Raw genomic sequence first — 20,406 nt, 5'->3', positions numbered from 1 at the left:
GCCCTCCAGAGCCTCACGGACCTAGGCGGTCATGGCCGTGGCCTTCTGAACCGCCTGATGGGCGGGGCCACCGTCGTCGATGTTCTTGAGCACGGTGCGGTAGTTCCCGATCAGCGCCTCAACGATCTCCCGCTCGGCGAGCCGGATCTCCTCCAGCTCCTCCTTGGCTTTCTTGATCTTCGTCGCGACCCGCTTGCAGAACATCGTCGCCAGGTCGTCGCGGACCCGCATCCTCGCCTTGTGCGTCAGGCACGCGATCAGCGCGATCTGCTTGATGGGGGCGTAGTCCCGCAGCTCCGAGGCGTCCGTCGCGTCCGCTTCCCCGGCGAAGTCGGTGATCTTCCCCGTGGCCACCGAATCCATCCACACCGACGTATCGCCGAGCTCGTCCAGCCACTCCCGGCGCTTGGCCAGGTTCTTGAAATGCGACCAGGTCGGCCCCTTGGCAGGCTTCTTCAACCGGTTGAACAGCGTCGTGCCGTCCGCGTCGCGCTCCTCCAGCAGCCGCAGCAGCCCGGCCCGCTGAACGGGACTCATCCGGTCGTGGATGCCCTCGCGGATCGAGGCGTTCACCTCGGTGCGGATCTTCGAGGCCATCTTGTCGAAGGTAGAGAACCCGGGCAGTTCCAGCCCGGCCTCCACGACCTTCTCCAGCGCGATGTTGATGAGATCCCCGGGCCGGTTCTTCGCCGCGGCCTCCCTGCGGATCGACCGCTCGACAATCCGTCGGGCCTCGCCCTGGTCGTACTTCACGCCGACCTTCTTTCGGACCAGGCCCCGGTGGTGCTTGGCGGTCCGCTCCGCCCGGTACACCGGCAGCGTGCCCTCCGGCAGCTCCACCTGACGCCGTACGAACTCCACCACCTGCGCCGGCACGTCCTCCAGCGCGGGGAAGCAGCCCATGCGTTGGTACGACTTCAGCACCAGCAGCAGGGCCAGCAGATGCTCGTCACCATCCGTGGCATCGGCCGCCCACTGAAGCTCATCGCGCGTCGGCGAGAAGAACAGATGCAGCTCATGCGCGGTGATCAGCCGCTTGAACCGCGGGTACGCGGTCCGCTCGATCGAGGTCACAATCCCGCCCCGGGCCCAGACGACAACAACATCAACACCAACGACACTGAGCCGAACGGGTGACGGGCCGAGAGGCGCTCAGGGCTCCAAGATCAACTCATTGCCCCTTTGACCCGTATCTCGGCGATACCCCGGCAGCGGCTGCACCCGCTGCCGCGCGAGCCGTTCACCGCGACCTTCGGCTCCACCCGCCGGGTCACCTGGGAATCGACGATCTCGGTCGAAGCGGTCCGCTACTCGGTCCCGAACGAGCTGATCGACACCCGTGTCTGGGCCCGTTTCCACGGCGACGAACTGATCGTGACCGCCGTCGACGAGGACGGCTCCGCCGACGAGGTCGCCCGCCACCTGCGCGGCGAGCCCGGCTCGCCGGTCCTGGCCGATGACCACTACCCGCCGCGCGAGGACAAGGAAGGCGACCGGACCCCGAAGGCGGCCACACCGCACGACGAGCCCGGGCGAGGGAGGGGAGCTACGCGGTGATTCTGTCCCTGGCAGCGGTGTCGTCGTCGAAGGTCATCTCCGGCGCGGGCCGGCGGAGGCCCTTGGTCAGGACGGCCAGGTAGACGACGCCGATCGCCAGCCAGACGCCGCCGATCTGGAGCGCGACGTCACCGAGCTTCGTGAGCAGGTAGAGGGACGCGCCAGCGCCGATGGCCGGCATCACCAGGTACGAGAAGAGGTTGGGGGTGCGGCCGTGTCTGCGCTCTCGGACCAGGTGGGCGATCACGCAGACGTTCACCACGGCGAAGCCGAGGAAAGCGCCGAAGTTGATGAAGGAGGTGGCTGTGGTCAGGTCGAGTTTCATGGCGATGACACCGGCGGCCGCGGTCAGCAGCAGGTTCGGCACAGGCATGCCGGTCTTCTTCGACAGGTTGCCGAAGACGGCCTTAGGCAGTGCGCCGTCGCGTCCCATGACGTACATGAGGCGGGCAGCGGAGGCTTGCAGGGCTATACAGGAGGCGATGGATCCGGCGATGGTGACGAAGTTGATGATCTCCGCGTACGTCTCGCCGCCGACTTGGACCTTCAGGTGGTAGGCGGCCGCGTCGACGTCGGCGAACTTCGCGCCGGGATGGACCAGTTGCATCACGAAGGACAGCACGATGAAGATCGCACCGGCGGCGATGACGCAGCCGATAATGCCTCGGCCGATCGTTTTCGCCCCGCCCCTGGCCTCCTCGCCGAGGGTGGAGACAGCGTCGAAGCCGAGGAAGGAGTAGGCGGCGATGGCGGCGGCAGCGGTGATGGCGCCGATCGAAGTGCCGGAGTTCCAGAGGGAGTCGGTGACCGGGGCGGAGGAGCCTTGCTTGCCGAGGAAGACGACGCACAGGGTGGCGAAGAGGACCAGCGAGCCCAACGCGACAAACATCAGGACCTTGTTGACGCGGTCCGCGAGCTTCATGCCGAAGGCGTTGATGCCGGTGGTGATGCCCACCGAGACGATCAGCCAGGCCCACTTGGGCACGTCGGGGAACTGGGCGTTGAAGTAGATCGCGGTAATGAGCCAGCCGACCATCGGGATGAAGAAGTAGTCGAGCAGCATCGTCCAGCCGGACAGGAAGCCGATGCGGCTGTCGAGCATTCTGCGGGCGTAGGTGTACACGGAGCCAGAGCCCGGTACGGCGCGTGCCATCTTCGCGTAACTCAGCCCCGTGAGCAGCATCGCGAGGGTGGCGACGGCGAACGCGGTCGGGGCTACGCCGCCGCTGGTGGCGGCGACCACGCCGAAGATGGTGACGACGATGCCGGGGGAGATGTAGGCCAGGCCGAAGAGGACGACGGAGACGAGGCTCAGGTCGCCCTTCAGTCTCATGGTGTTCCCAGTTGTCTCGCTCTTCATTGTGGTGGCTCCTCGGTGGTGTGGGCGGGGTTCCAGGTGGCGGGGTCGATGCGGCCCCCGTACAGCGGGAGCTCGAGGGCTGGGTCGCCGGGGCGGAATTGGTCCCAGATCCGGTTGAGACCGGCGGTGCCGTAGCGGCGGACGTTGCTGACCTCGTCGAGGTCGATCACGTCGGTGAGGGTGGAGTCGCCGGCGTCGACGGCTTCGGCGCGCACCGTGCCCTGTGGATCGATGACGAGGCTGCGGCCAATCCCGGATGGGGCGGCGGAGTTGACGCTGGCGACGAAGACCTGATTGGAGATGGCGTTGGCGCGGCTGAGGACGACTTCCTGCGCGCGGTCGCTCGTCGGCGTGCGGACCACGTTGACGATCAGCTCTGCGCCCATCCAGGCCAGATGGCGGGAGATCTCTGGGAACCAGGTGTCGTAGCAGATGGACAGTCCGATGCGGCCGACCCCGGCGAGGTCGACGACCTCGAACCGGTTGCCGGGTGTGGTCGTCTCGTAGGGGCGCCACGGGCAGATCTTGCGGTACGCGGCGAGGCGCTCGCCCTGCGGCGAGTAGACGGGCGCCGTGTTGTGGATGCGGTCGTCGGTGCCTCGCTCGTAGACGCTGCCGGGTACCAGCCAGATGCCCAGGTCCCCCGCGAGCTTGGCGAAGGCCGCATCGCGTTTGCCGTCGAGCGGCTCGGCGGCATCCTCTGGGGCGGCGAGGTCGCCGGGGGCGCTCTCGCCGAGGTGCAGTTCGGGGTAGACGACGAGGGCGCCGGGTGGGCGCATATTGACGCGCCGCTCCACGTCGGCGGCAAAGCCTGCGAGGTCGTCGGCCGGGCGGCCGGGCGCCTGGGCGAGGATCAGGGGCAGGGGGCGGGCCATGCGGGAACACCAGCCAATCGAAGGGAGGGTTGAGAAGAAGTCGACGGAGATTCGGGCGCCGGTAGCCAAAGATTCCGGTGCGGTAAGAATGCGACCAGTCAGCCATAGCCTCAAATACTTGTGAGGGTTGATAATCATGCCTTTGAGGCATGAAGACGTCATGCCACCTCCGTCTCCCGAGGGACCACCGCTATGGAAATCCGAGTGCTGCGCTACTTCCTGACCATCGTGGAGACCGGTTCCGTCACCAAGGCTGCCGAAGTGGTCCGCGTCGCCCAGCCCTCGCTGTCGCGCCAACTGCGCAGTCTGGAAGGGACCGTGGGGATGACGCTCTTCGACCGCGGCGGCAACCGGCTGGTCCTGACGGCGGCCGGCCGGCGCTTCCTTCCCCTGGCCCGCGACCTGGTCGCCCGCGCGGACGCCGCCGCGGCCGCGGTCGGTGCGCTGGCTGCCGGTCGTACCATGCGGATCACTGTGGCGGCGCCGCCCACCACCATCACCGACGTGATCGCGCCGTTCCTGGCCACCTGGGGGCCGGAGGATCCGCTCGTCACCGTGCAGGCGGAGAGTCCCGCACTTGCGTACCAGGCCCTTGCGAGGGGCGCTGATGTAGCCATTTCCTCGGCATCTCTGCGGCGCCGTTTCGCCGGAATCCCGGTTGCCCGCCTGCCGCTGTGGGCCTACGTCCGTGCCGACCATGCCTGGGCGGACCGGGACCGCGTCACTATTGGGGAACTCGCCGCGGAGCCCCTCATCGTCCTCACCCCGGTGCACGGCACCCGACGCATCCTGGACCATGCCGTGCAGTGCGCGGACGCCTCGTACGACATCGTGCTCGAATGCGACACCCCGCACGTCGCACAGGCCATGGCGGCTTCGGGCCATGGTGTCGCGGTGGTCTCCGACGATCCCCGCTTCGACCTGCACCCGCTGCTGATCCTCGACAGCACGGGCGAACCGCTTCAGATCCACCTGCACGCGGCGTGGGACGCCAGCCACTACGCGCTGCACAGCATCGAGGCATTCGCGGTCGGGTTGTCACGCTACTGCGTCGAGCGGTACGGGCCACAAGTCGCCGCCCGACTGTGAACTGCAGCGACGACTCCAGACCAGGGCCCTCACCACGACGCCAAGCGCGACCGCACGCAGACCCGACGGCCGACAGGGCCAAGGAGAGCTGGAGGTATGCCTGGCAAGCAGCCTGGCCAGACCGGGCAGGCATTGGACGACGGCCCCGGCGCGCCCCACCATTCGGCGATATCCCGCACCAGCCGCCAGCCCGAGAGGACCTCGGACCATGCCAAGACCGTTCCACACTCGACGGCTACGCCGTGCCGTCGCCACTGCCGCCGTGCTCGCGGGGCTGTTCGCCGTCCCGCTGCCGACGATGGCGGCGCCCGCCGCAACCGCACCCGTACCGGGTGATCCGCTGACCGGAAGCGGTGCGGTGAACCGGACCGAACTCACCGCCGGCCAACTCACCGGGGGCAGCGCCGAGGACACCGTGCCCGACAGCGCCTTCGCCCTGCCCGCGCAAGCGGCACCACCCACCCACAGCTTCGAAGGCACCCTCACCCTCGCAGGCCTCTCCACCGCCGGCGGTTTCCGCGCGCTGAAGGACCCGCACGGATATGGAGACACGGCGGCAACCCGGCACCTGCCACCGGTCGACATCGCACTCGTGCAGAACGGCAGCCACCTCGTCCCGGCGAAGCGCGGGTTGCAGTACACGGGGAACCAGGCGTGGAACCTGGCGGTGGGACCCGGCCGCGCGTGGAGCGAGGACGGCGACGGCGAACGCACCCGTGCCTCCCTGCCGTTCGCGCTCGTCGAGCGCAACGCCAACTGCGTGCACAACGGCGCCCTGATGTTCCTCTTCGACGCCACATCGATCTCCGAAGTCCGCTACCAGATCACCACGGAGACCTGCGAGTACTTCCAGTTCGACATGTGGGGCCAGGTACCGGCCGACTACCGGCCCGGCCCCGTCGACAGCGCCGGGAACCTGCGCGACGCGTACGCCTCCGAGGCCAAGGACCGGCTCCCGGCCAAGCCCCTCTCGGCGCTGGCCACCGACTACCCGGACAGTGGGGTGGACGTGGCGAAGTTCGGCTCCGGCATCACGCCGTCCGCGCTGAGCACCTTCGGCGTCTACTTCGGCGGAGTCCACTATGTGGGCAACTGCCGGACCCGGCGCGGGGAGTACCCGTTCTGCGGCCAGATGCTGCTGCCTTCGTACTCGACGGCGAAGTCGGCGTTTGCGGGAACCGCCATGCTGCGTCTGGCGCAGCGATACGGCCCGGCCGTGGCCAAGCAGAAGCTCTCCGACCGAATCCCCGAGACCACCTGCAACACTGCCTGGAGGGGCGTCACCCTCGACCACACCCTCGACATGGCCACCGGGAACTACACTTCGCGCGGCTACGAGGCCGACGAATCGGGCCGCACCATGGCGGACTTCTTCGCAGCCGAGTCCTACGCCGACAGGATGCGTCTCGCCCTGTCCTTCCCGCGTAAGGCCAACCCCGGCAGCAAGTGGGTCTATCACACCTCGGACACCTTCCTCGCCGCCCGCGCGATGGACAACTACCTCCAGGACAAGACCGATTCGGACGCCGACATCTTCGACATGCTCCGTGACGACGTGCTCGAACCCATCGGAGTCGGGCCCGACTCCCTCGTCTCCTCCCGCACCGACAACAGCCCCAGCGGGGCACCCTTCGGCGGCTACGGCATGTTCTGGACGCAGGACTCCGTCGCCCGGTTCGCGAAATTCCTCAACAACGACCACGGCACCGTCAACGGCACGCAGATACTCGACCCGAAACTGCTCGCGGCCACCATGCAACGCACACCGCAGGACCGGGGCATGACCACCACCGGCACCAAGCCCATGAAGTACCAGAACGGCTTCTGGGGAAAGAAGTTCACCTCCGCCGACAATCCCGCCTACACCAGCCCCTTCTACGTACCGTTCATGTCGGGATACGGCGGCATCACCGTCGCGATGATGCCGAACGGCGCCACCTACTACTACTTCAGCGACAACAACGAGTTCAGTTGGAGCGCCGTCGTCGCCGAAGCCCACAAGCTAGCGCCCATGCCCAGCAAGGCAGTTACTGCGAGGTAGCCCCCGTCGAGCGCTCCCTTTCGGGTGGGGGCTCGCGTCTCGAGCAGTCGCCGGTTCTTCAGGAGGATGCGGTGCATGGGGGTGCGGCTGGTGCCGAAAAGTACCGCGAGAGGTTCTGAGGCCAGGGCAGCCCGTAGGTGGAGCACAGTGGCCAGAACCTGATCGGGGAAGGCCAGCCGGGGCGGGCGGCCTCGGTCTCGAGCGCGACAGCAGGTGCGACTTGCCGGTTCCCGAGTCGCCGATCAGGCAGAGCGGCAGGCCCTTCCTGACCCCTTCGCAGGTGGCGAGGGAGTGGATGACGGCGGGGTCGATGTGGGGGTTGGCCTCGAAATCGAAGGCTCGCAGTTACTTCTCCCTCGGGAAGCCGCGGCCTTGATCCGTCGCTCGGAGCGTCGGCGGGCCCGGTCGTCGCATTCGACCATCAGCAGTTCGGCGAGGAACCCGCGGTAGGACATCTGGTCGCGGGCGGCTGCCTCGGCAAGCGCGGGGAACTGGGCCCGGATGGTGGGCAGCCTGAGCATCCGGCAGGCTTGGTCCACGGCGGCGTCGGCTGCCTGTTCGGTCAGGCCGCGGTGGCGTGTGAACGTCACGGCATCTCTCCCTGGGTGGCGGTGCGGTTCGGCCGGCTGCCTCTGTCGTAGCAGCTGGTCGTAGGCCGCAACCGAGGGCAGCGGCCGGGTGTCGGGCGGCAGTTGGGTCAGCCGCCGTTCGGTCGGGAAGGTCACATTGGCCCGTTCCGGCTCCGCCGGAGCGAGAGGGGCAACGACCTCGTCGGCTTCAGCCGCTTTCCGCGCTTCCAGGGCGACCGCGTCCGCGGTCAGGGCGCCGGCTCGTAAGGCTGCGGCGAGCCCGGCGACCAGATGCTCGTGGGCGATGTGGCGGCCAAGCAGGAGTACTTCGATCAGGGCCCGCGTGCCGTCCCGGTCTCCGTGAGCCTTGCAGGCCGCCGCCCACCACGCGTCGTGGACAGGGGTGAACTTTCCTGCCGACCGGGCCTGTTCGAGCGCCGTCGCTCCGGGAAACGCGCCGGGCTTTCTGGCCAGGGCTTCCAGGTAGCGGTCCAGATTCAGTCGGACCTGGCCTTTGGCAATCAGCCGTTCGTGGCGGGCGGCTTCCTTCTGGCCGTGGTAGACCACCAGCTCGGATGCGTGCAGCTCCGAGGTGGCCGTCATCAGCCACAGCCCGGCCGGTTCCTGGCCGGGAGGCCGAGGTTCAGAGAACGGCGCGGTGGGTTACGAGGCGGCTGCTTCCTCAATCGTCTGTCGCATCTCCAAGAAGCGGTCGACGCCAGTGATCTCGCAGAGGCGTCGTACCTGCGCGGAGGGTGCGACCACCCGCAGCGTTCCCATCTGGTGGGTGAGGATCAGCAGGTTCAGGAACGTCGAGTCGGCGAAAGTGACAGCGGAGGCGTCGAGGACGACCTTCGGATAGCGCCTCGCCGCGGTGTGCAGCGCCTGGCGCAGCGGTGCGATCGAGTCCAAGTCGTAGTCGCCGGCGGCGGCGATCACCCAGGCCCCGCGGTACTCGTACTGCCGCACCACGGGTGGGTGCGAGGCGTGCACAGTGATCTCCTCCAGGGTTAGCGTCCCGCTGGTGCTGCTCGTGCACGTCGACAAGGCGGCCTCGTTCCAGGACACCTCAAGCTCCTTTTGTGACTCTCCCCTGCGGGAGCACGCCGTCGATTACCGGAAAAGTATGTCATGCAACCTGCGTCGCCTAGAGTGCTGGCTATGGCCGCAGTACCTGACTCCCACACCGGATGGACGTTCATCACCAGCCACGCACGCGTGCTGGCAGCCATCGCCGACAATCCCAACATCCGTATCCGTGACATCGCCGCCCACTGCCGACTCACCGAGCGTGCCGTATCACGGATCATCTCCGACCTGGAGCAGAACGGGTACCTCTCACACACCCGCGAAGGACGCCAGAACACCTACCGCATCGATCCCGCCAAGGTGCTGCGCCATCCCGCCGAAGCCGGCTTGCCCGTGGCCTCACTGCTCTCCCTCCTCGTACAGGACGAAACCGAACGCACCCGCCCACCAGCCGCACACACGCAACCTCCGACCGACGCCACCGCCGCGAAGTAGACAAACCACCCCGGGCTCGTTCTGGCTTTTTCCGTCAGCTATGGAGTGGCCGGGGCAGGTCCGATGAGGCAGTCCAGCCGGGTGTAGAGGACGCGGGCGAGGTGGGCACGGTTCTGAACGCAGTGAGCGGTGCCCTTGAGCGGGACGGGCAGGCGGCTGTTGGCTTCGCGGAAGACGATGTCGGCGAGGACGCCGCGGCCGTCGTCCCAGGGCAGGGCAGCGGCCTGGCGCCGGACGTCGGCGGCGAGCGCGGGCGTGGCCGGTCAGTTGGAGGCCGCTCTGCTCGTAGTCGCGTGTCGCGAGCATATCCTTGCCGGTCCAGGCCAGGACGGCGCTGACGAGACGCTCGTACGGTTCGCGGTCGAGTGGAAGCCCTGCTTCGATCAATCCGGTGGGGTCGTACAGGACGCTGTGGCCGCTGGTGTGCATGGCGAGCCTCGATGCTGGGAGCGGTGCGGGCCACTGTCAGCGCCAAATTGTCCTTGCTACGCCCCCATTCGTCCTGCCACTCGCCGTGCTGACGAGGAAACGAGCCACGACCGGTCCGCGCGGGCCAGCAGCACCGGGGGAACACGTAGGCGGCCGGACCGGGGCCCAACCATGGTGCCGGCCCGGCAGCCCGGAGCCGCGGGCGCCCGCGGCTCCTTGGGGGTGCGGTGCGGGGGTGGTGGGGGCCGTCCCCGCACCGCGCGGTCAGCGTGAGGGCCAGGAACGCCCACTCCTCATCCGCCTGGCCGGGAACGGCCCGTCCGTCGATCTCCCATCGTGCGGCAAGCTCGGTGAAGATCGGCTCCGAGGCGCGGAAGGGGGCCGTTTCACTACCGCTTCGCTGCAGGCCGCTGACCGGCGTGAGCTGCATCGTCGTGGTCCCACCGGGTTCAACGCCGCCTTGGCCGTCCGGGTCACCCACGGGCCCGCACCACTTCGCGGAGGGCATCGCGGGCCTGGTCGGCGTTGAGGAGCAGAGCGAACTCTTCGAACGCCACCGCCATCACCGCGTCGGCCCTCACCGCCTGCCGCCGCATCATCAAACCCGACGGCACCCTCATGCTCGTCGAACCCAACGCCGAAGCCGACCCCACCACCAACACCCACCCCGTCGGACGACTCTTCATGGCCCTGTCCACCGTCCTGTGCCTGCCCGCCGCCGCAGCCCAGAACGGCCCCTCGCCCTCGGCAACCACCCAGGCGAAACAACCCTGCGCCACCTCGCCGAAGAAGCCGGATTCACCCACTGGCAACGCGTCGCCGAAACCCCCGCCGCGCCGTCTACGCCCTCAAACCCTGACCCCCAGAAACACCAACCCCATGCCCGCCCCACCCACACCCGCCATGGAGCACAGGACGGCCCGCGCATCCCTCAACGGACTGGAACGCCGCACGCTGGAACGCCGCCTCTACCAACTCCGCCCACACTCCCGAACCGCCGTCAGCCCGGAGCGCACCGCACTCGCCCGAGCCCTCGTCCACCTCCGCATCCGGCTCGGCGAAGACTTCAGGTCAGCTTTGACGCTGCGATGGCTAACGAGCTGGTGCGTGATTGCGCGTGAGGTGTTCTTGCTGGTGGGTGGCATGATCCGGATGTGGCGATCATGGTCAGTCGGACGGTTCTCGCGCATCAGGTGTTCACAGGGGTCTCTCGGGGGCATCTCGCTTACCTGATTGAGGAGTTGGCCGACCCTTGGCAGGCGGTGGTCGAGGGGCGTCGTCACAGAGCCCGCGGCGGGGCCAGGCGACGTGAAGCAGGAGCCGGTGTCCGGCATCGGCTGGTGTTCGTCGACCGGCTCGTGGCCACGCTGATTCATCTGCGGCACGATTTGCCGCATGCGGCGTTGGGGCTGCTGTTCGGCGTCGATCGCTCCACCATCACCCGTGCGATCGGCGAGATGCGAGGGCTGCTGGCCGAGCGGGGATGTGCGGTCCCGGACCGGCCCGGCCTGCGGCTGCGGACCTTGGCGGATGTGTTCGCATACGCCCAGGCCGAAGGCATCGAGCTGCGGCTGGACGCCACCGAAGTCCAGGTCCGTCGGCCCCGGCCGGCCGCGGCGGACGCCGTGCCTTCGTCTCGGGGAAGAAGAAGCAGAACACGATGAAGGCCACCGTCGTCGCCGACCATGAGGGCCGCACGCTCTGGACCGACGCCCTGCGACCAGGGCGGATGCATGACGCGACCGCTGCACGCAACGAGGGCATCGGTACCTGTTTCCAGCGCTTCTCCGACGTTGAAGTCCTTCTGGACGACGGCTACCTCGGACTCCGCCGCGACCATCCCGGCCAAGCGGTGACGCCGCCGAGGAAGGGAAACAAGATCAGCCCTCCCGAGGTCCTCGAAGCCCGCCTACGAGCCCGGCACCGGCACTCCTCGAAGCGCATCACCGTCGAACACGCCCTCGCCGATCACAAACGCTGGAAGCAATTGGTCCGCTGGACCCACCGCCGGGAGAATCTGCCCGCCACCTACCGGGCCATCGCCGGCCTCGTCTCCGACCGCAACACCACCGACTGACAAAAACCCCCCGGTCAGGCATCCACGTCTCAAACGCAATCACGCACCAGCTCGTAAGCTCAACAGCCTCAAGAACACCTCCACCGAAGGACGCCCTCAACAGGTCGAACTCGGCATGCCCGTCTTCACTGACAACGCACCACCGCCTCAAACTGATGCGAGAGAACAGAGGCCGTAGGGCTGACACCCCGAAGCGGGCCAGCAGCGGCCCGCCCATGAGCTTGGGGCCGTCTCCGCCGCTTGCGTGGTCGCCTTGGGCCTCACCGTCCCCGTTCGTTGTGGTGGGACTGGGCAGCGATGCGAGCGTCCAGCCGGAGCAGGCGCCACTGCAGGAAGAATGCGGTGGGGAAGCTGAGGAAAAGAAACCCGAAGGGCAGCCCAATCACGAGGAAGTTCACGAGGTTGGAAGGTCCCGTCAGGTCTTCAATGGCATTTTCCACCCAGTGGGCGAAGAACACGAAGGCGAAGGTGGCCACGAAGATGTAGCAGCACCGGTTCCGCCACCGTTCGAGGGCGTGTCTGCGCCGTAGGATCGCGGTGTCGCCGCCGGTCGCGGTCATCGTGAGCCCAAGGTCCCGCCGCCGGATCGCATCCAGGCGCCGGTTCAGGAAGAAGTGGCAAGACCCCAGTACGGCGGCGATCCCTACCGAGACGAGGAAGAAGATCAGAAGCGGCGGACTCACCTCCCCGTCTTCTCCTACGCGGAACTCCTGGTAGCCCTTCACGAAATTGATCAAGGCGATGGCCCCGTAGACCGGCCCTTCGAAATGGCTCAGCCGGCGCTTCGCGTGCCACAGTCCAGTCGCACGGGCAGCCAGGGCGGGATCTTCAGGCAGGGGCACCGCGTCGTCCTCGCCGGGTGGCGGCCCGAGACCGGGTACTACCACGGGACCCCCCGCCCCGCCGGCGCCCCACGTGGTCCGGACCAGGGAGAGCGTGATGCGACGCACCATGCGTTCGGGAACCCGGGCTCGGCGGATGAAGAACAGCGTGAGCGCCCAGACGATCCCTCCTACCAGCGTCAGCAGGTAGGCGCCATTCCCCTGTGAATCCCACGCCCAACGGCCGACCAGATACTCCGGTCCGAACCAGGCCAGCAGCAGCCCCCAGAAGCAACCCACGGGGATCAGGACCACGCACATGAGAGTGATCGCGATGCGGCGCACAGCAGGGCGGGGCGGTCGCCCGACGGGCATTGCCGCAGGTCCGCCACCACTACGCGGGGACACCGGAACAGTCATCCGTTCGGTCACCTCTGAGCGCCCTGATGATTGAGTCTCCCTCCAGGATCCCGCAATTCGTCTCACAGCGCCTGCCCGAACGATTCCGGCGGTGCCGATCCCGACGAGCAGATGGGACTTGCCGACGCGGCATCGCCGTTCAGTACCAGCGGTCGGTCCTCGCGGAGCCAAGGGACGAGTGAGACGAGATCGGGCGGACGCTTGCCTGTTCCGACCAGCTGAGACCGCGGGGCGGATCTATGTCCTCTAGGCACTGTTTCTCGGATCATGTTCTGAGCCAGATGACGAGGGTTGCGAGGGTGATGGTGCCGAGGTAGATGTAGGCGCGCTTCTCGTAGCGGGTGGCGACGGCGCGGAAGCCTTTCAGGCGGTTGATTGCGCGTTCGACGGTGTTGCGCTTCTTGTATCGCTCGCTGTCGAAGCCGGTGGGACGGCCGCCTCGGGAACCGCGACTCTTGCGGTGTCTCTGCTGGTCGAGGCGTTCGGGGATGGTGTGCCGGATGCCGCGTCGTCGCAGGTAACGACGGTTCTTCCGAGAGGTGTAGGCCTGGTCCGCCAGGACATGGTCGGGCCGGCTCCGGGGCCTGCCGACTCCGATGCGGGGCACGGAGACCTGCTCCAGCACTCGCTCGAACTGGGGGCCGTCACCGTAGTGTCCGGGTGTCAGGACGAGGGCGAGGGGCCGGCATCGCCCGTCGGCGGCAAGGTGGATTTTGGTGGTGAATCCGCCGCGGGAACGTCCCAGACACTCGCCGATCTGACCACTTCCTCCAGCCGGACCGTCAGTTTCCGCAACACCGGATCGACCTGGTTCGTCCCCCCAGCGATCCCCTTTTGAGGATCTGCGGCCGCCGGTGTCTTCCTCGCGCCGGCGGCGTGCTGGTGGGCCCGCACAGCTGTCGAGTCCACCGAGACGTCCCAGTCGATCTGGCCCGCAGCGTCCTCGGCCGCCTGGATCCGCGACAGCAGCATCGTCCATGTTCCATCCGCTGACCAGCGGCGATGGCGTTTGTAGACGGTCTCCCACGGCCCGAATCGCTCCGGCAGATCCCTCCACTGCACGCCCGTCCGGACCCGGTAGAGGACCCCGTTGATCACCCGACGGTGGTCACTCCATCGGCCCCCGCGGGCCCCACCAGGAGGCAAGAACGACTCCAACTGGTCCCACTCCGCATTCGTCAGATCACCACGGCCCATACAAACAGCCTGACCCCAACACCCCACGCACGTCAGGAGATCCGAGAAACAGTGCCTAGTGCCGCATCAGGCAACGTTTGCCCTGGTGACGACTTCGCGTAGTTGGTGGTCGCCGGCGTTTTTGTTCCGCCAGATGATGTAGCGGCGGATCATGCTGCCCTGGGCCTTGTGGCTGGGGTGGTCGGTGCCGTCGAGGGCGAAGTAGCGCAAGGCTGTGAACTGGGCCTCGATGCGGTTGAGCCAGGAGCTGTTGGTGGGTATGTAAGCGATCTCGACGTTGTTCGCCGCTGCCCACGTCCCGACTCGCTGGCACCGTTTCGTCGTCAGGTGCGGGGAGTAGTTGTCACAGACGATTGCAATGCGCACGTCCGCCGGGTGCAGGGAGCGTAGGTAGCGGCAGAACTCCAGGAACTTCGATCGGTTCTTGGTGTTCTTGATGTGGCCGTAGAGCTGGTCCTTTGGCGAGGTCGTAGGCGGCGAACAGGTGCCGCACCCCGTGCGGGCGGGTGTAGGTCGCCCGTCGGCGGGGCCGGGGATCCCGGTCGGGATCCTTGTGTCGGCCCCCGCGCTCCGCCCACTGCCTCCCGGGGTGGGGCTGGAGGTTGAGCGGCCCGAACTCGTCCATGCAGAAGACGACTTCGGGTTCGCCTTCCTCGGGTATGACCGCGCCGTCGGCGATCGTATAGAGGTGCTCGACACGTGCCTTCTTGGCCGCATAGTCGGGGTCGCGGGAGGTCTTCCAGGTCTTCACGCGTGGAAACGAGACGCCTTCCTCGCGGAGCAGGACCCGAAGTCCCTCGTGGCTGATGTCGTCGACCACCCCCTCGGCGACCAGGAAGTCGGCCAGCTTGGCCAGGCTCCAGGTCGAGAACGGCAGGCCGTGCTCGGCCGGCTTGGACTTGGCGACCTTCTTGATCTCCCGGCGTTCGGGCAGTGCGACAGTCCTGGGCCGGCCGCCTTTGTACTTGGGGTAGAGCGAGTCGAAGCCGTCGGAGTTGAAGTTGTGGATCACGTCCCGAACCCGGTCCGCGCTGGTGAACGTCACTTCCGCGATCTTCGCCACGGGCATGCTCTGCGCCGATAACAGCACCATCTGGGCCCGCCGCCAGGTCACCACCGACCCAGTTCCTCTGCGGACAATCTGCAGCAACCGTCTGCCCTCGTCATCGTCAATATCCCGGACCCGCACATGCTCAGCCACGTGATCATTCTGACCGTCCAGTGCCCTCCAGCGCCTTCGCGCACCATTTCGCTGAAAACTCGTCAGTTGCGCTGATCAATCTGCATGTGCGGACGAACGGGTTTGGTGGGAAAGTTAGGGAATGGGACTACCTCGTCGGTCGATCGGAGCGAAGGCCTCGAACTGTGCCCCATTGGCGAAGCTGAGTCGAAGCCATGTGAAATTGCTCGTTAAGGCGGGTATAGCGGATGACGGATGAACATTTGCTGACTGGGTCAGCCGTAGGTGAGCAGATCAGGGCACTGTTGGACGAGAGTGTTTTGCCCGGCGCAAACGTTCTCGATGTCGGTCGCCAACTCCAAGGGCTGTCGCGTCGCCTATCCATTGGTGGACCTGCCGAACTTGCTGTTGAAGCACAGCGCGCAGCAGTGACTGTCCTAACCCGTGGGCAGCCGGAAGACGCCGAGCACGCCGCGGAGGCTGCGGGAGCGGTGCACACGTTGGCTGCACGGCTGGACGCGAATGGTCAACGAGAAGAGGCCATCGTCCAGGCGCAAGCTGCGATCCCGGCCTGGAAGAGTGCAGGGGCGTATAGAGGGGCCGATGTGGCAGCGGTCGCTATTCAGTTGACGACATTGAGTAAACTCCTTGGTCACTTCGGGCAGCTGCCTGACTATGTGGCGGCGCAGAAGTTGGCCGTCGAGGTGCTGGTGAACCACGATCCCCCTGACGCACTGCAGGCCGAAGTGGAAGCCCTCAAAGGAGACATGATCATAACTCTGGCGGCCCACCTGCGTGAGTTGTCGCTCCCCGAGCCCGAGGTGCAGCGCCAGGTACAGGAAGTACTTGGTCGCCGTGGGGCTGAAGCAGCCATCAACGCGTTTTACCGTGAGCAGATCGGTGCTCTCGTGGTCGGCGACTCTCAAGGGCTAGCTGCGCTGGGTAGCGATGGAAACTGGCGTAAACCGTTTACCTTCGGAAGTATCATCAAGCCGCTCAGCGGCGACCCGAAGATAGATACCCGATATGTCGTGACGATTGATACTGCGGCCATCAAGTGCTTCGGGACAGAAGATCCTAGTGGCGAGGATGAGCCGTACATTGTGGTGATCGTCTATGCCGTCGACCCCCTGCAAAGAGAGAGGGCGGTGATCAGTAAGCGCATCGATTTCGCCGAGGTCCAAGAGGGGGAGGTTTTCGGTGTCGGGCACCAGCTTGCCGAGGGGTTCTTCATTCCCGGTGACGGAAGGATACGCATTAGAATCGCACTGTACGATCGCGAGGCGGGCGCCTCTGACCATTTGGAGAAGAAGTGGAGCGATAACGCCAAAGCGGGAATAATAGGCGGCCTCGCTGCGTTCAACCCCGCCCTCGGTGCTGCCGCTTACGGCATCGAGGAAGCCACCGGTTTGGTTAGCGACATATCAAGTTTGCTCGGAGATGCCATGGCGGAAATCTTTGGTGACGACAAGATTGACGATTGCGAGTTTGATCTGCACCCGGACTTTCTCCAGCGGCTGATCGCCAATGGCTCCGGATTGCCGCGCCACAGCGATTCCATTCCAGGCATCGCCTACAACTTCCCGGAGCTGTCCGAAGGTGGGGACATCGGGGGAAGCTGGCTGTTCTCCGGTGGAGGGGGTAGCTACCGAATCTTCATGTCAGTAAGGACTGCCCCGATCACCCTGACGCCCTCGCCGTGATAGCGACAGGGCGAACGTTGCCTGATGCGGCACTAGCTAGTCCACCAAAGAAGTTGGACCAGAACCCGAGTTGTGAAGTCACGGGGGTACTTGCCAGGGCACCGTCATCGGGACCGGCACCGACTCTCCTACCGGCTTCCAGCACCCGAGCCGAAGAACCAGCGGGCCGTCCGACCCCTCTCCTGCAACCCGCCATCTTCACGGGTAGCGGGCCGCCGACCAGACGGTAGTCACTGGCCGAGGGCGCCGTTCTGCTCCAGGCCGTCCATGAACTCCTTGTGCACCCTCAGCTCACGCCCTCTGCCTGGAGTCGTCAAAACGATGGTCTTTGCCTCCCCGAGCGACGTGGGACCCGCCCCCAGCAGTTCACGCGTAATCACCACCGCATCAAGCACTTCGACTCGGCGCTCACTCAGCAGCCGCTGCACGGCGGCCATCCCGTTGTCCCCAAGCAACAGCGGCCGGCACTTGTCGACGAGTTCCTCAAGGCGAGCCGCCCTCTCCGGACTCAACCCTCTGATCGCCATCGCGCTGTTCCTTCCCCCGCGGGTCTGAACTCCTCTCCGAATCATCCCGGAAACCGGCGGCGCTCAGCCATCTGGATGAGTCCGCAGCGGCTCGGAGACCGGACTGCCGTCATTTCTCGGTTCTGGCGCAGATCTTGGGGAGTCATCGCGGAGCGTTACCTCGGTGTTCGATTGAGTGGGGTTCCAACCCCGGTTTCTCGACGTGAACGCTCACCTCGTACCCTCCGCGCATGACTCCAGACGCACTGTCTGCAGCCGTAGCGTCCAGGGTGTCGGTCGGCACGGGCTCGCATTGCCCCATGCCGCCCTTCGGGGCTGGCTCAAGATTAGCGTGCCCCTGCCGACCGGCACCCGCGCGGTGTGGCTCGACAGAGGCATGAATGGGTGACACCGCTACTTCAAGTCAGGGTGCCCACCGCACACTTCTGCCGCTTCGAGCACCAGGTCAGGATGCGCGTGATCACCATCGGAATCGACCCTCACAAGTCCTCTCACACCGCCGTCGCGATCGACGCCGCAGGCCACAAGATCGGCCAGCGTCGGTTCGTCGTCAACGTCGGAACCTTCCGGCAGCTCATGCGCTGGAGTGAGCAGTGGCCCGAACGTCGATTCGCTGTCGAAGGCGCCGGCGGCCTCGGCCGCACACCTGCCCAACAGCTGGCCGCGGCGGGCTAGAGCACATCCCACTCGTCGGACAAGGGCACACGACCGGCGATCCGGGCAGCGGCGGCGTCGATCTCCTCCTGCCCACAAGGCCGGTGCTCCACGCGAGCGCGGGCGAGCAGGTCGTCAATGGACGACATCATCAGGTTGATATCGCATTCGCCTACGGCAGACAGGAAGGACCTGGAAGGGACTTGAAGATCTCTCCTGGGCAAGTCAACCTGTGACACCCGGAGCACCCCCGGTGGTGGCAGCCTGTTTGGCCCCGGTCCCCGTTGCTGAAGGAGTAGCAGCTCGTCAGAATCTCGTTCGAGCTTCCCTTCCACAGTTCCTTGAACCGTTTCGTAGAGTGCTGTTCCCTCATGCGGGAGTTCTGTCTGGCACCCGGATTCTCTGGCTGGCCGCACGATGCGTCAACGATGAAGCAGAGCACTGTATAGCCGACGAACACCGGTTCGCCAAACCGGGGGTCCTGCGGACTATTGGTGGAGTTCGCGCGGGCTGTACTGGGTGGTGGAGCCCGCGCGGGCGTATGTCCCCTTGCGTGAGTGCTGCATCAGCGTGTCCGGCGCATTCTGCACGCCTCTTGGTGAGGCACTGCGGAACTCCGTCGAGGGCCGACATGCCGCGCGCACGGCCTATATCCCTGGAAGGTACCCCGTGGCCCGTCCCCCTGCACTCAAACTTGCCGACGTCCTCGCGGAGATCCGTATGAGCCCGTCAGCCTTCTATCGCCTCCGAGCTCGGGGAAATGCTCCCCGAATGATCAAACTTCCGAACGGTGAACTGCGCTGCCGCCGTGCCGATCTCGACGCGTGGTGGGCGGCTTGCGAAAGGGAAACGCCTGAATGGCGATGAGCTACAAGGTCCGATTCTGGGAAATAAGCGAGCGAACCGGCCGGCAAAAGGGATTCGAGGTCCGCTGGACCGTCAGCGGCCGCGAGAAATCCGAATCCTTCAAGACCAAAGGGCTCGCGGAAAGCCGCCGCGCCAAACTGATGACCGCAGCCCGGGACGGCGAACCGTTCGCCCCCCGAACCGGCCTGCCCGCCTCCGAACTCCGAGCCCTGAAACAGCGCACCACCTGGTACACCCTCGCACGGGAATACACCGAACAGCGCTGGGACCGGACACCCGGCAACACCCGCCGCACCCTCGCCGACGCCTTCGCCACGATCACCCCCGCCCTCGTGGAGCCAGGAGCCACCTACCGCAACCCGCGCATACTGCGGCGAGCCCTGTACTCATGGGCCTTCAACAAGAACGCCTGGAAAGCCGCGCCCGGGGAGGAGTGGCAGGAGGCCCTGGCCTGGCTGGAACGGAACTCACTGCCCGTGAGCGAGCTGGAGGACCCCGAAACCCTTCGCCGCGGACTGGACGCCCTGTGCCGCAAACTCGACGGGACCGCTGCCGCCGCCAAGACCGTCAAACGGAAGAAGGCAGCGGTCAACGAGGTGTTCGGGGTCGCCGTAGAACGCGGATACTTCACCCACAACCCGCTCAACCGGCTCCGATGGACGGCACCGGAAGTGGCGGACGAAGTCGACCCGGACTGTGTCCCCAACCCCGCCCAAGTCACCCGGCTACTCGAAGCCGTCAGGGAACTCCCGGGCCGGGGACCCCAGCTGTACGGCTTCTTCGCCTGCATGTACTACGCCGCCATGCGCCCCGCCGAAATCATCCATCTCCGCAAGGCCCAGTGCCGCCTCCCCGCCACCGGATGGGGCCTGCTCAACCTCAAAGGCGGCGTCATCACAGCAGGAAAGGAATGGACCGACGACGGATCCGTCCACGAAATCCACTCCCTGAAACGACGCGCAGCCAAAGCCACCCGCCCCGTACCCATCCCACCCGTACTCGTCCGCATCCTGCGCGACCACATCGAACAGTTCGGCGTCACACCGGACGGCCGCATCTTCCGCAACGCCCAAGGCAACTACATCGACCACTCCGCCTACGGCATCACCTGGAACCGGGCCCGCGAAGCCGCCCTCACCCTGGACGAGCACACCCTCGAACTCGCCAAGCGACCCTACGACCTCCGCCACGCCGGCATCTCCTTCTGGCTCGCCTCCGGCGTCGACCCAGCCGAATGCGCACGCCGCGCCGGACAGAGCATCCAGGTCCTCTTCCGGCACTACGCTAAGTTCCTGACCGAGACACGCGACCACGCCAACCATCTCATCGAGGACTCCATGCGGCGCTGGGACGGTTCCGCCGAGGCCGATGGCGTTGTGTTAGCCAGCCACTGGCCCGGAAATACCCCGGAACAACTGGTCAGAGGTGGGAAACAGGCGGGATGAATCGGGAGTAACCGCGAATTTCGACTCGCCACATAGAATCGCTTCGCGAAGGGCGCCTGGCAGGGAAACCC

15 protein-coding genes and 7 pseudogenes are annotated in these 20,406 nt (G+C 66.3%); 9 read left to right on the top strand and 13 right to left on the bottom strand.

Translation table 11 applies throughout. The features are described 5' to 3' along the window. Positions 1–21: 21 nt before the first annotated feature. Positions 22–1,074, bottom strand: coding sequence for a DUF4158 domain-containing protein (locus tag OID54_RS02990; RefSeq protein WP_329013486.1), 1,053 nt, complete (start codon positions 1,072–1,074; stop codon positions 22–24). A gap of 135 nt (positions 1,075–1,209) precedes the next feature. On the opposite strand from OID54_RS02990, the pseudogene OID54_RS02985 reads away from it, so the two are divergent. Continuing rightward, positions 1,210–1,515: pseudogene (locus tag OID54_RS02985) on the top strand (Mu transposase domain-containing protein); the annotation flags it as partial. Positions 1,516–1,546: 31 nt separating this feature from the next. On the opposite strand, the gene OID54_RS02980 reads toward OID54_RS02985, so the two are convergent. Then, the gene (locus OID54_RS02980) at positions 1,547–2,917 is read right to left on the bottom strand and encodes an APC family permease (protein WP_329013483.1); all 1,371 of its coding nucleotides are present in this window, start codon (positions 2,915–2,917) and stop codon (positions 1,547–1,549) included. After that, a complete protein-coding gene (locus OID54_RS02975) occupies positions 2,914–3,792 on the bottom strand; it encodes a carbon-nitrogen hydrolase family protein (RefSeq protein WP_329013480.1) in 879 nt (292 codons plus the stop codon). The genes OID54_RS02980 and OID54_RS02975 overlap by 4 nt, the downstream gene beginning before the upstream one ends. 192 nt (positions 3,793–3,984) lie before the next feature. Between OID54_RS02975 and OID54_RS02970 the strand changes: the two genes are divergently transcribed. Both OID54_RS02970 and OID54_RS02965 read left to right on the top strand, forming a co-directional pair. Further along, on the top strand, positions 3,985–4,881 hold the full coding sequence (locus OID54_RS02970) for a LysR family transcriptional regulator (protein WP_329013477.1): 897 nt from the start codon (positions 3,985–3,987) through the stop codon (positions 4,879–4,881). 208 nt (positions 4,882–5,089) lie between these two features. After that, complete coding sequence (locus OID54_RS02965) at positions 5,090–6,922, top strand: hypothetical protein (protein ID WP_329013475.1); 1,833 nt, start codon at positions 5,090–5,092, stop codon at positions 6,920–6,922. 23 nt (positions 6,923–6,945) lie between these two features. On the opposite strand, the pseudogene OID54_RS39105 reads toward OID54_RS02965, so the two are convergent. The 3 genes and pseudogenes from OID54_RS39105 to OID54_RS02955 form a co-directional block, all read right to left on the bottom strand. Continuing rightward, a pseudogene (locus OID54_RS39105) lies at positions 6,946–7,116 on the bottom strand (transposase family protein); the annotation flags it as partial. Then, positions 7,095–7,512, bottom strand: a pseudogene (locus OID54_RS02960) (ATP-binding protein); the annotation flags it as partial. The pseudogenes OID54_RS02960 and OID54_RS39105, both read right to left, overlap by 22 nt. Before the next feature lie 642 nt (positions 7,513–8,154). Then, on the bottom strand, positions 8,155–8,559 hold the full coding sequence (locus OID54_RS02955) for an STAS domain-containing protein (RefSeq protein ID WP_329013472.1): 405 nt from the start codon (positions 8,557–8,559) through the stop codon (positions 8,155–8,157). Between the two features lie 93 nt (positions 8,560–8,652). Between OID54_RS02955 and OID54_RS02950 the strand changes: the two genes are divergently transcribed. Then, on the top strand, positions 8,653–9,015 hold the full coding sequence (locus OID54_RS02950) for a helix-turn-helix transcriptional regulator (protein WP_329013470.1): 363 nt from the start codon (positions 8,653–8,655) through the stop codon (positions 9,013–9,015). A 38-nt stretch (positions 9,016–9,053) separates the two neighbouring features. Here the strand turns inward: OID54_RS02950 and OID54_RS02945 are convergent. Together OID54_RS02945 and OID54_RS02940 are read right to left on the bottom strand one after the other, a co-directional pair. Then, positions 9,054–9,444 (bottom strand): annotated as a pseudogene (locus tag OID54_RS02945) (restriction endonuclease). A 473-nt stretch (positions 9,445–9,917) separates the two neighbouring features. After that, the gene (locus OID54_RS02940) at positions 9,918–10,130 is read right to left on the bottom strand and encodes a hypothetical protein (protein WP_329013468.1); all 213 of its coding nucleotides are present in this window, start codon (positions 10,128–10,130) and stop codon (positions 9,918–9,920) included. 477 nt (positions 10,131–10,607) lie between these two features. Here OID54_RS02940 and OID54_RS02935 point away from each other — a divergent pair. Further along, positions 10,608–11,521: pseudogene (locus tag OID54_RS02935) on the top strand (transposase family protein). A 260-nt stretch (positions 11,522–11,781) separates the two neighbouring features. On the opposite strand, the gene OID54_RS02930 reads toward OID54_RS02935, so the two are convergent. From OID54_RS02930 to OID54_RS02920, 3 genes and pseudogenes are all read right to left on the bottom strand, one after another. Further along, positions 11,782–12,363 carry a hypothetical protein gene (locus OID54_RS02930; protein WP_329013466.1) on the bottom strand — a complete coding sequence of 194 codons (582 nt, stop codon included), beginning with the start codon at positions 12,361–12,363 and terminating at the stop codon, positions 11,782–11,784. A gap of 664 nt (positions 12,364–13,027) precedes the next feature. Continuing rightward, positions 13,028–13,959 (bottom strand): annotated as a pseudogene (locus tag OID54_RS02925) (IS5 family transposase). 66 nt (positions 13,960–14,025) lie between these two features. After that, a pseudogene (locus OID54_RS02920) lies at positions 14,026–15,160 on the bottom strand (IS630 family transposase). 227 nt (positions 15,161–15,387) lie between these two features. Here OID54_RS02920 and OID54_RS02915 point away from each other — a divergent pair. Further along, positions 15,388–16,842, top strand: coding sequence for a hypothetical protein (locus tag OID54_RS02915; protein WP_329013465.1), 1,455 nt, complete (start codon positions 15,388–15,390; stop codon positions 16,840–16,842). Positions 16,843–17,072: 230 nt separating this feature from the next. Here OID54_RS02915 and OID54_RS02910 read toward each other — a convergent pair whose 3' ends face one another. Then, a complete protein-coding gene (locus OID54_RS02910; RefSeq protein ID WP_329013462.1) occupies positions 17,073–17,369 on the bottom strand; it encodes a hypothetical protein in 297 nt (98 codons plus the stop codon). Positions 17,370–17,777: 408 nt separating this feature from the next. On the opposite strand from OID54_RS02910, the gene OID54_RS02905 reads away from it, so the two are divergent. Further along, the gene (locus tag OID54_RS02905) at positions 17,778–18,044 is read left to right on the top strand and encodes an IS110 family transposase (RefSeq protein WP_329013459.1); all 267 of its coding nucleotides are present in this window, start codon (positions 17,778–17,780) and stop codon (positions 18,042–18,044) included. Here the strand turns inward: OID54_RS02905 and OID54_RS02900 are convergent. Further along, complete coding sequence (locus tag OID54_RS02900) at positions 18,041–18,172, bottom strand: hypothetical protein (protein ID WP_329013456.1); 132 nt, start codon at positions 18,170–18,172, stop codon at positions 18,041–18,043. The two genes, OID54_RS02905 and OID54_RS02900, sit on opposite strands and share 4 nt — an antisense overlap. 520 nt (positions 18,173–18,692) lie before the next feature. Here OID54_RS02900 and OID54_RS02895 point away from each other — a divergent pair. After that, the gene (locus OID54_RS02895; RefSeq protein WP_329013453.1) at positions 18,693–18,890 is read left to right on the top strand and encodes a helix-turn-helix transcriptional regulator; all 198 of its coding nucleotides are present in this window, start codon (positions 18,693–18,695) and stop codon (positions 18,888–18,890) included. Beyond that, positions 18,881–20,335, top strand: coding sequence for a tyrosine-type recombinase/integrase (locus OID54_RS02890; RefSeq protein ID WP_329013451.1), 1,455 nt, complete (start codon positions 18,881–18,883; stop codon positions 20,333–20,335). The genes OID54_RS02895 and OID54_RS02890 overlap by 10 nt, the downstream gene beginning before the upstream one ends. The last annotated feature ends 71 nt before the right edge of the window (positions 20,336–20,406 follow it).

The sequence above is a fragment of the Streptomyces sp. NBC_00690 genome (genome assembly GCF_036226685.1).
Lineage (GTDB): Bacteria > Actinomycetota > Actinomycetes > Streptomycetales > Streptomycetaceae > Streptomyces.
This window is presented reverse-complemented; position numbering and strand designations above follow the sequence as displayed.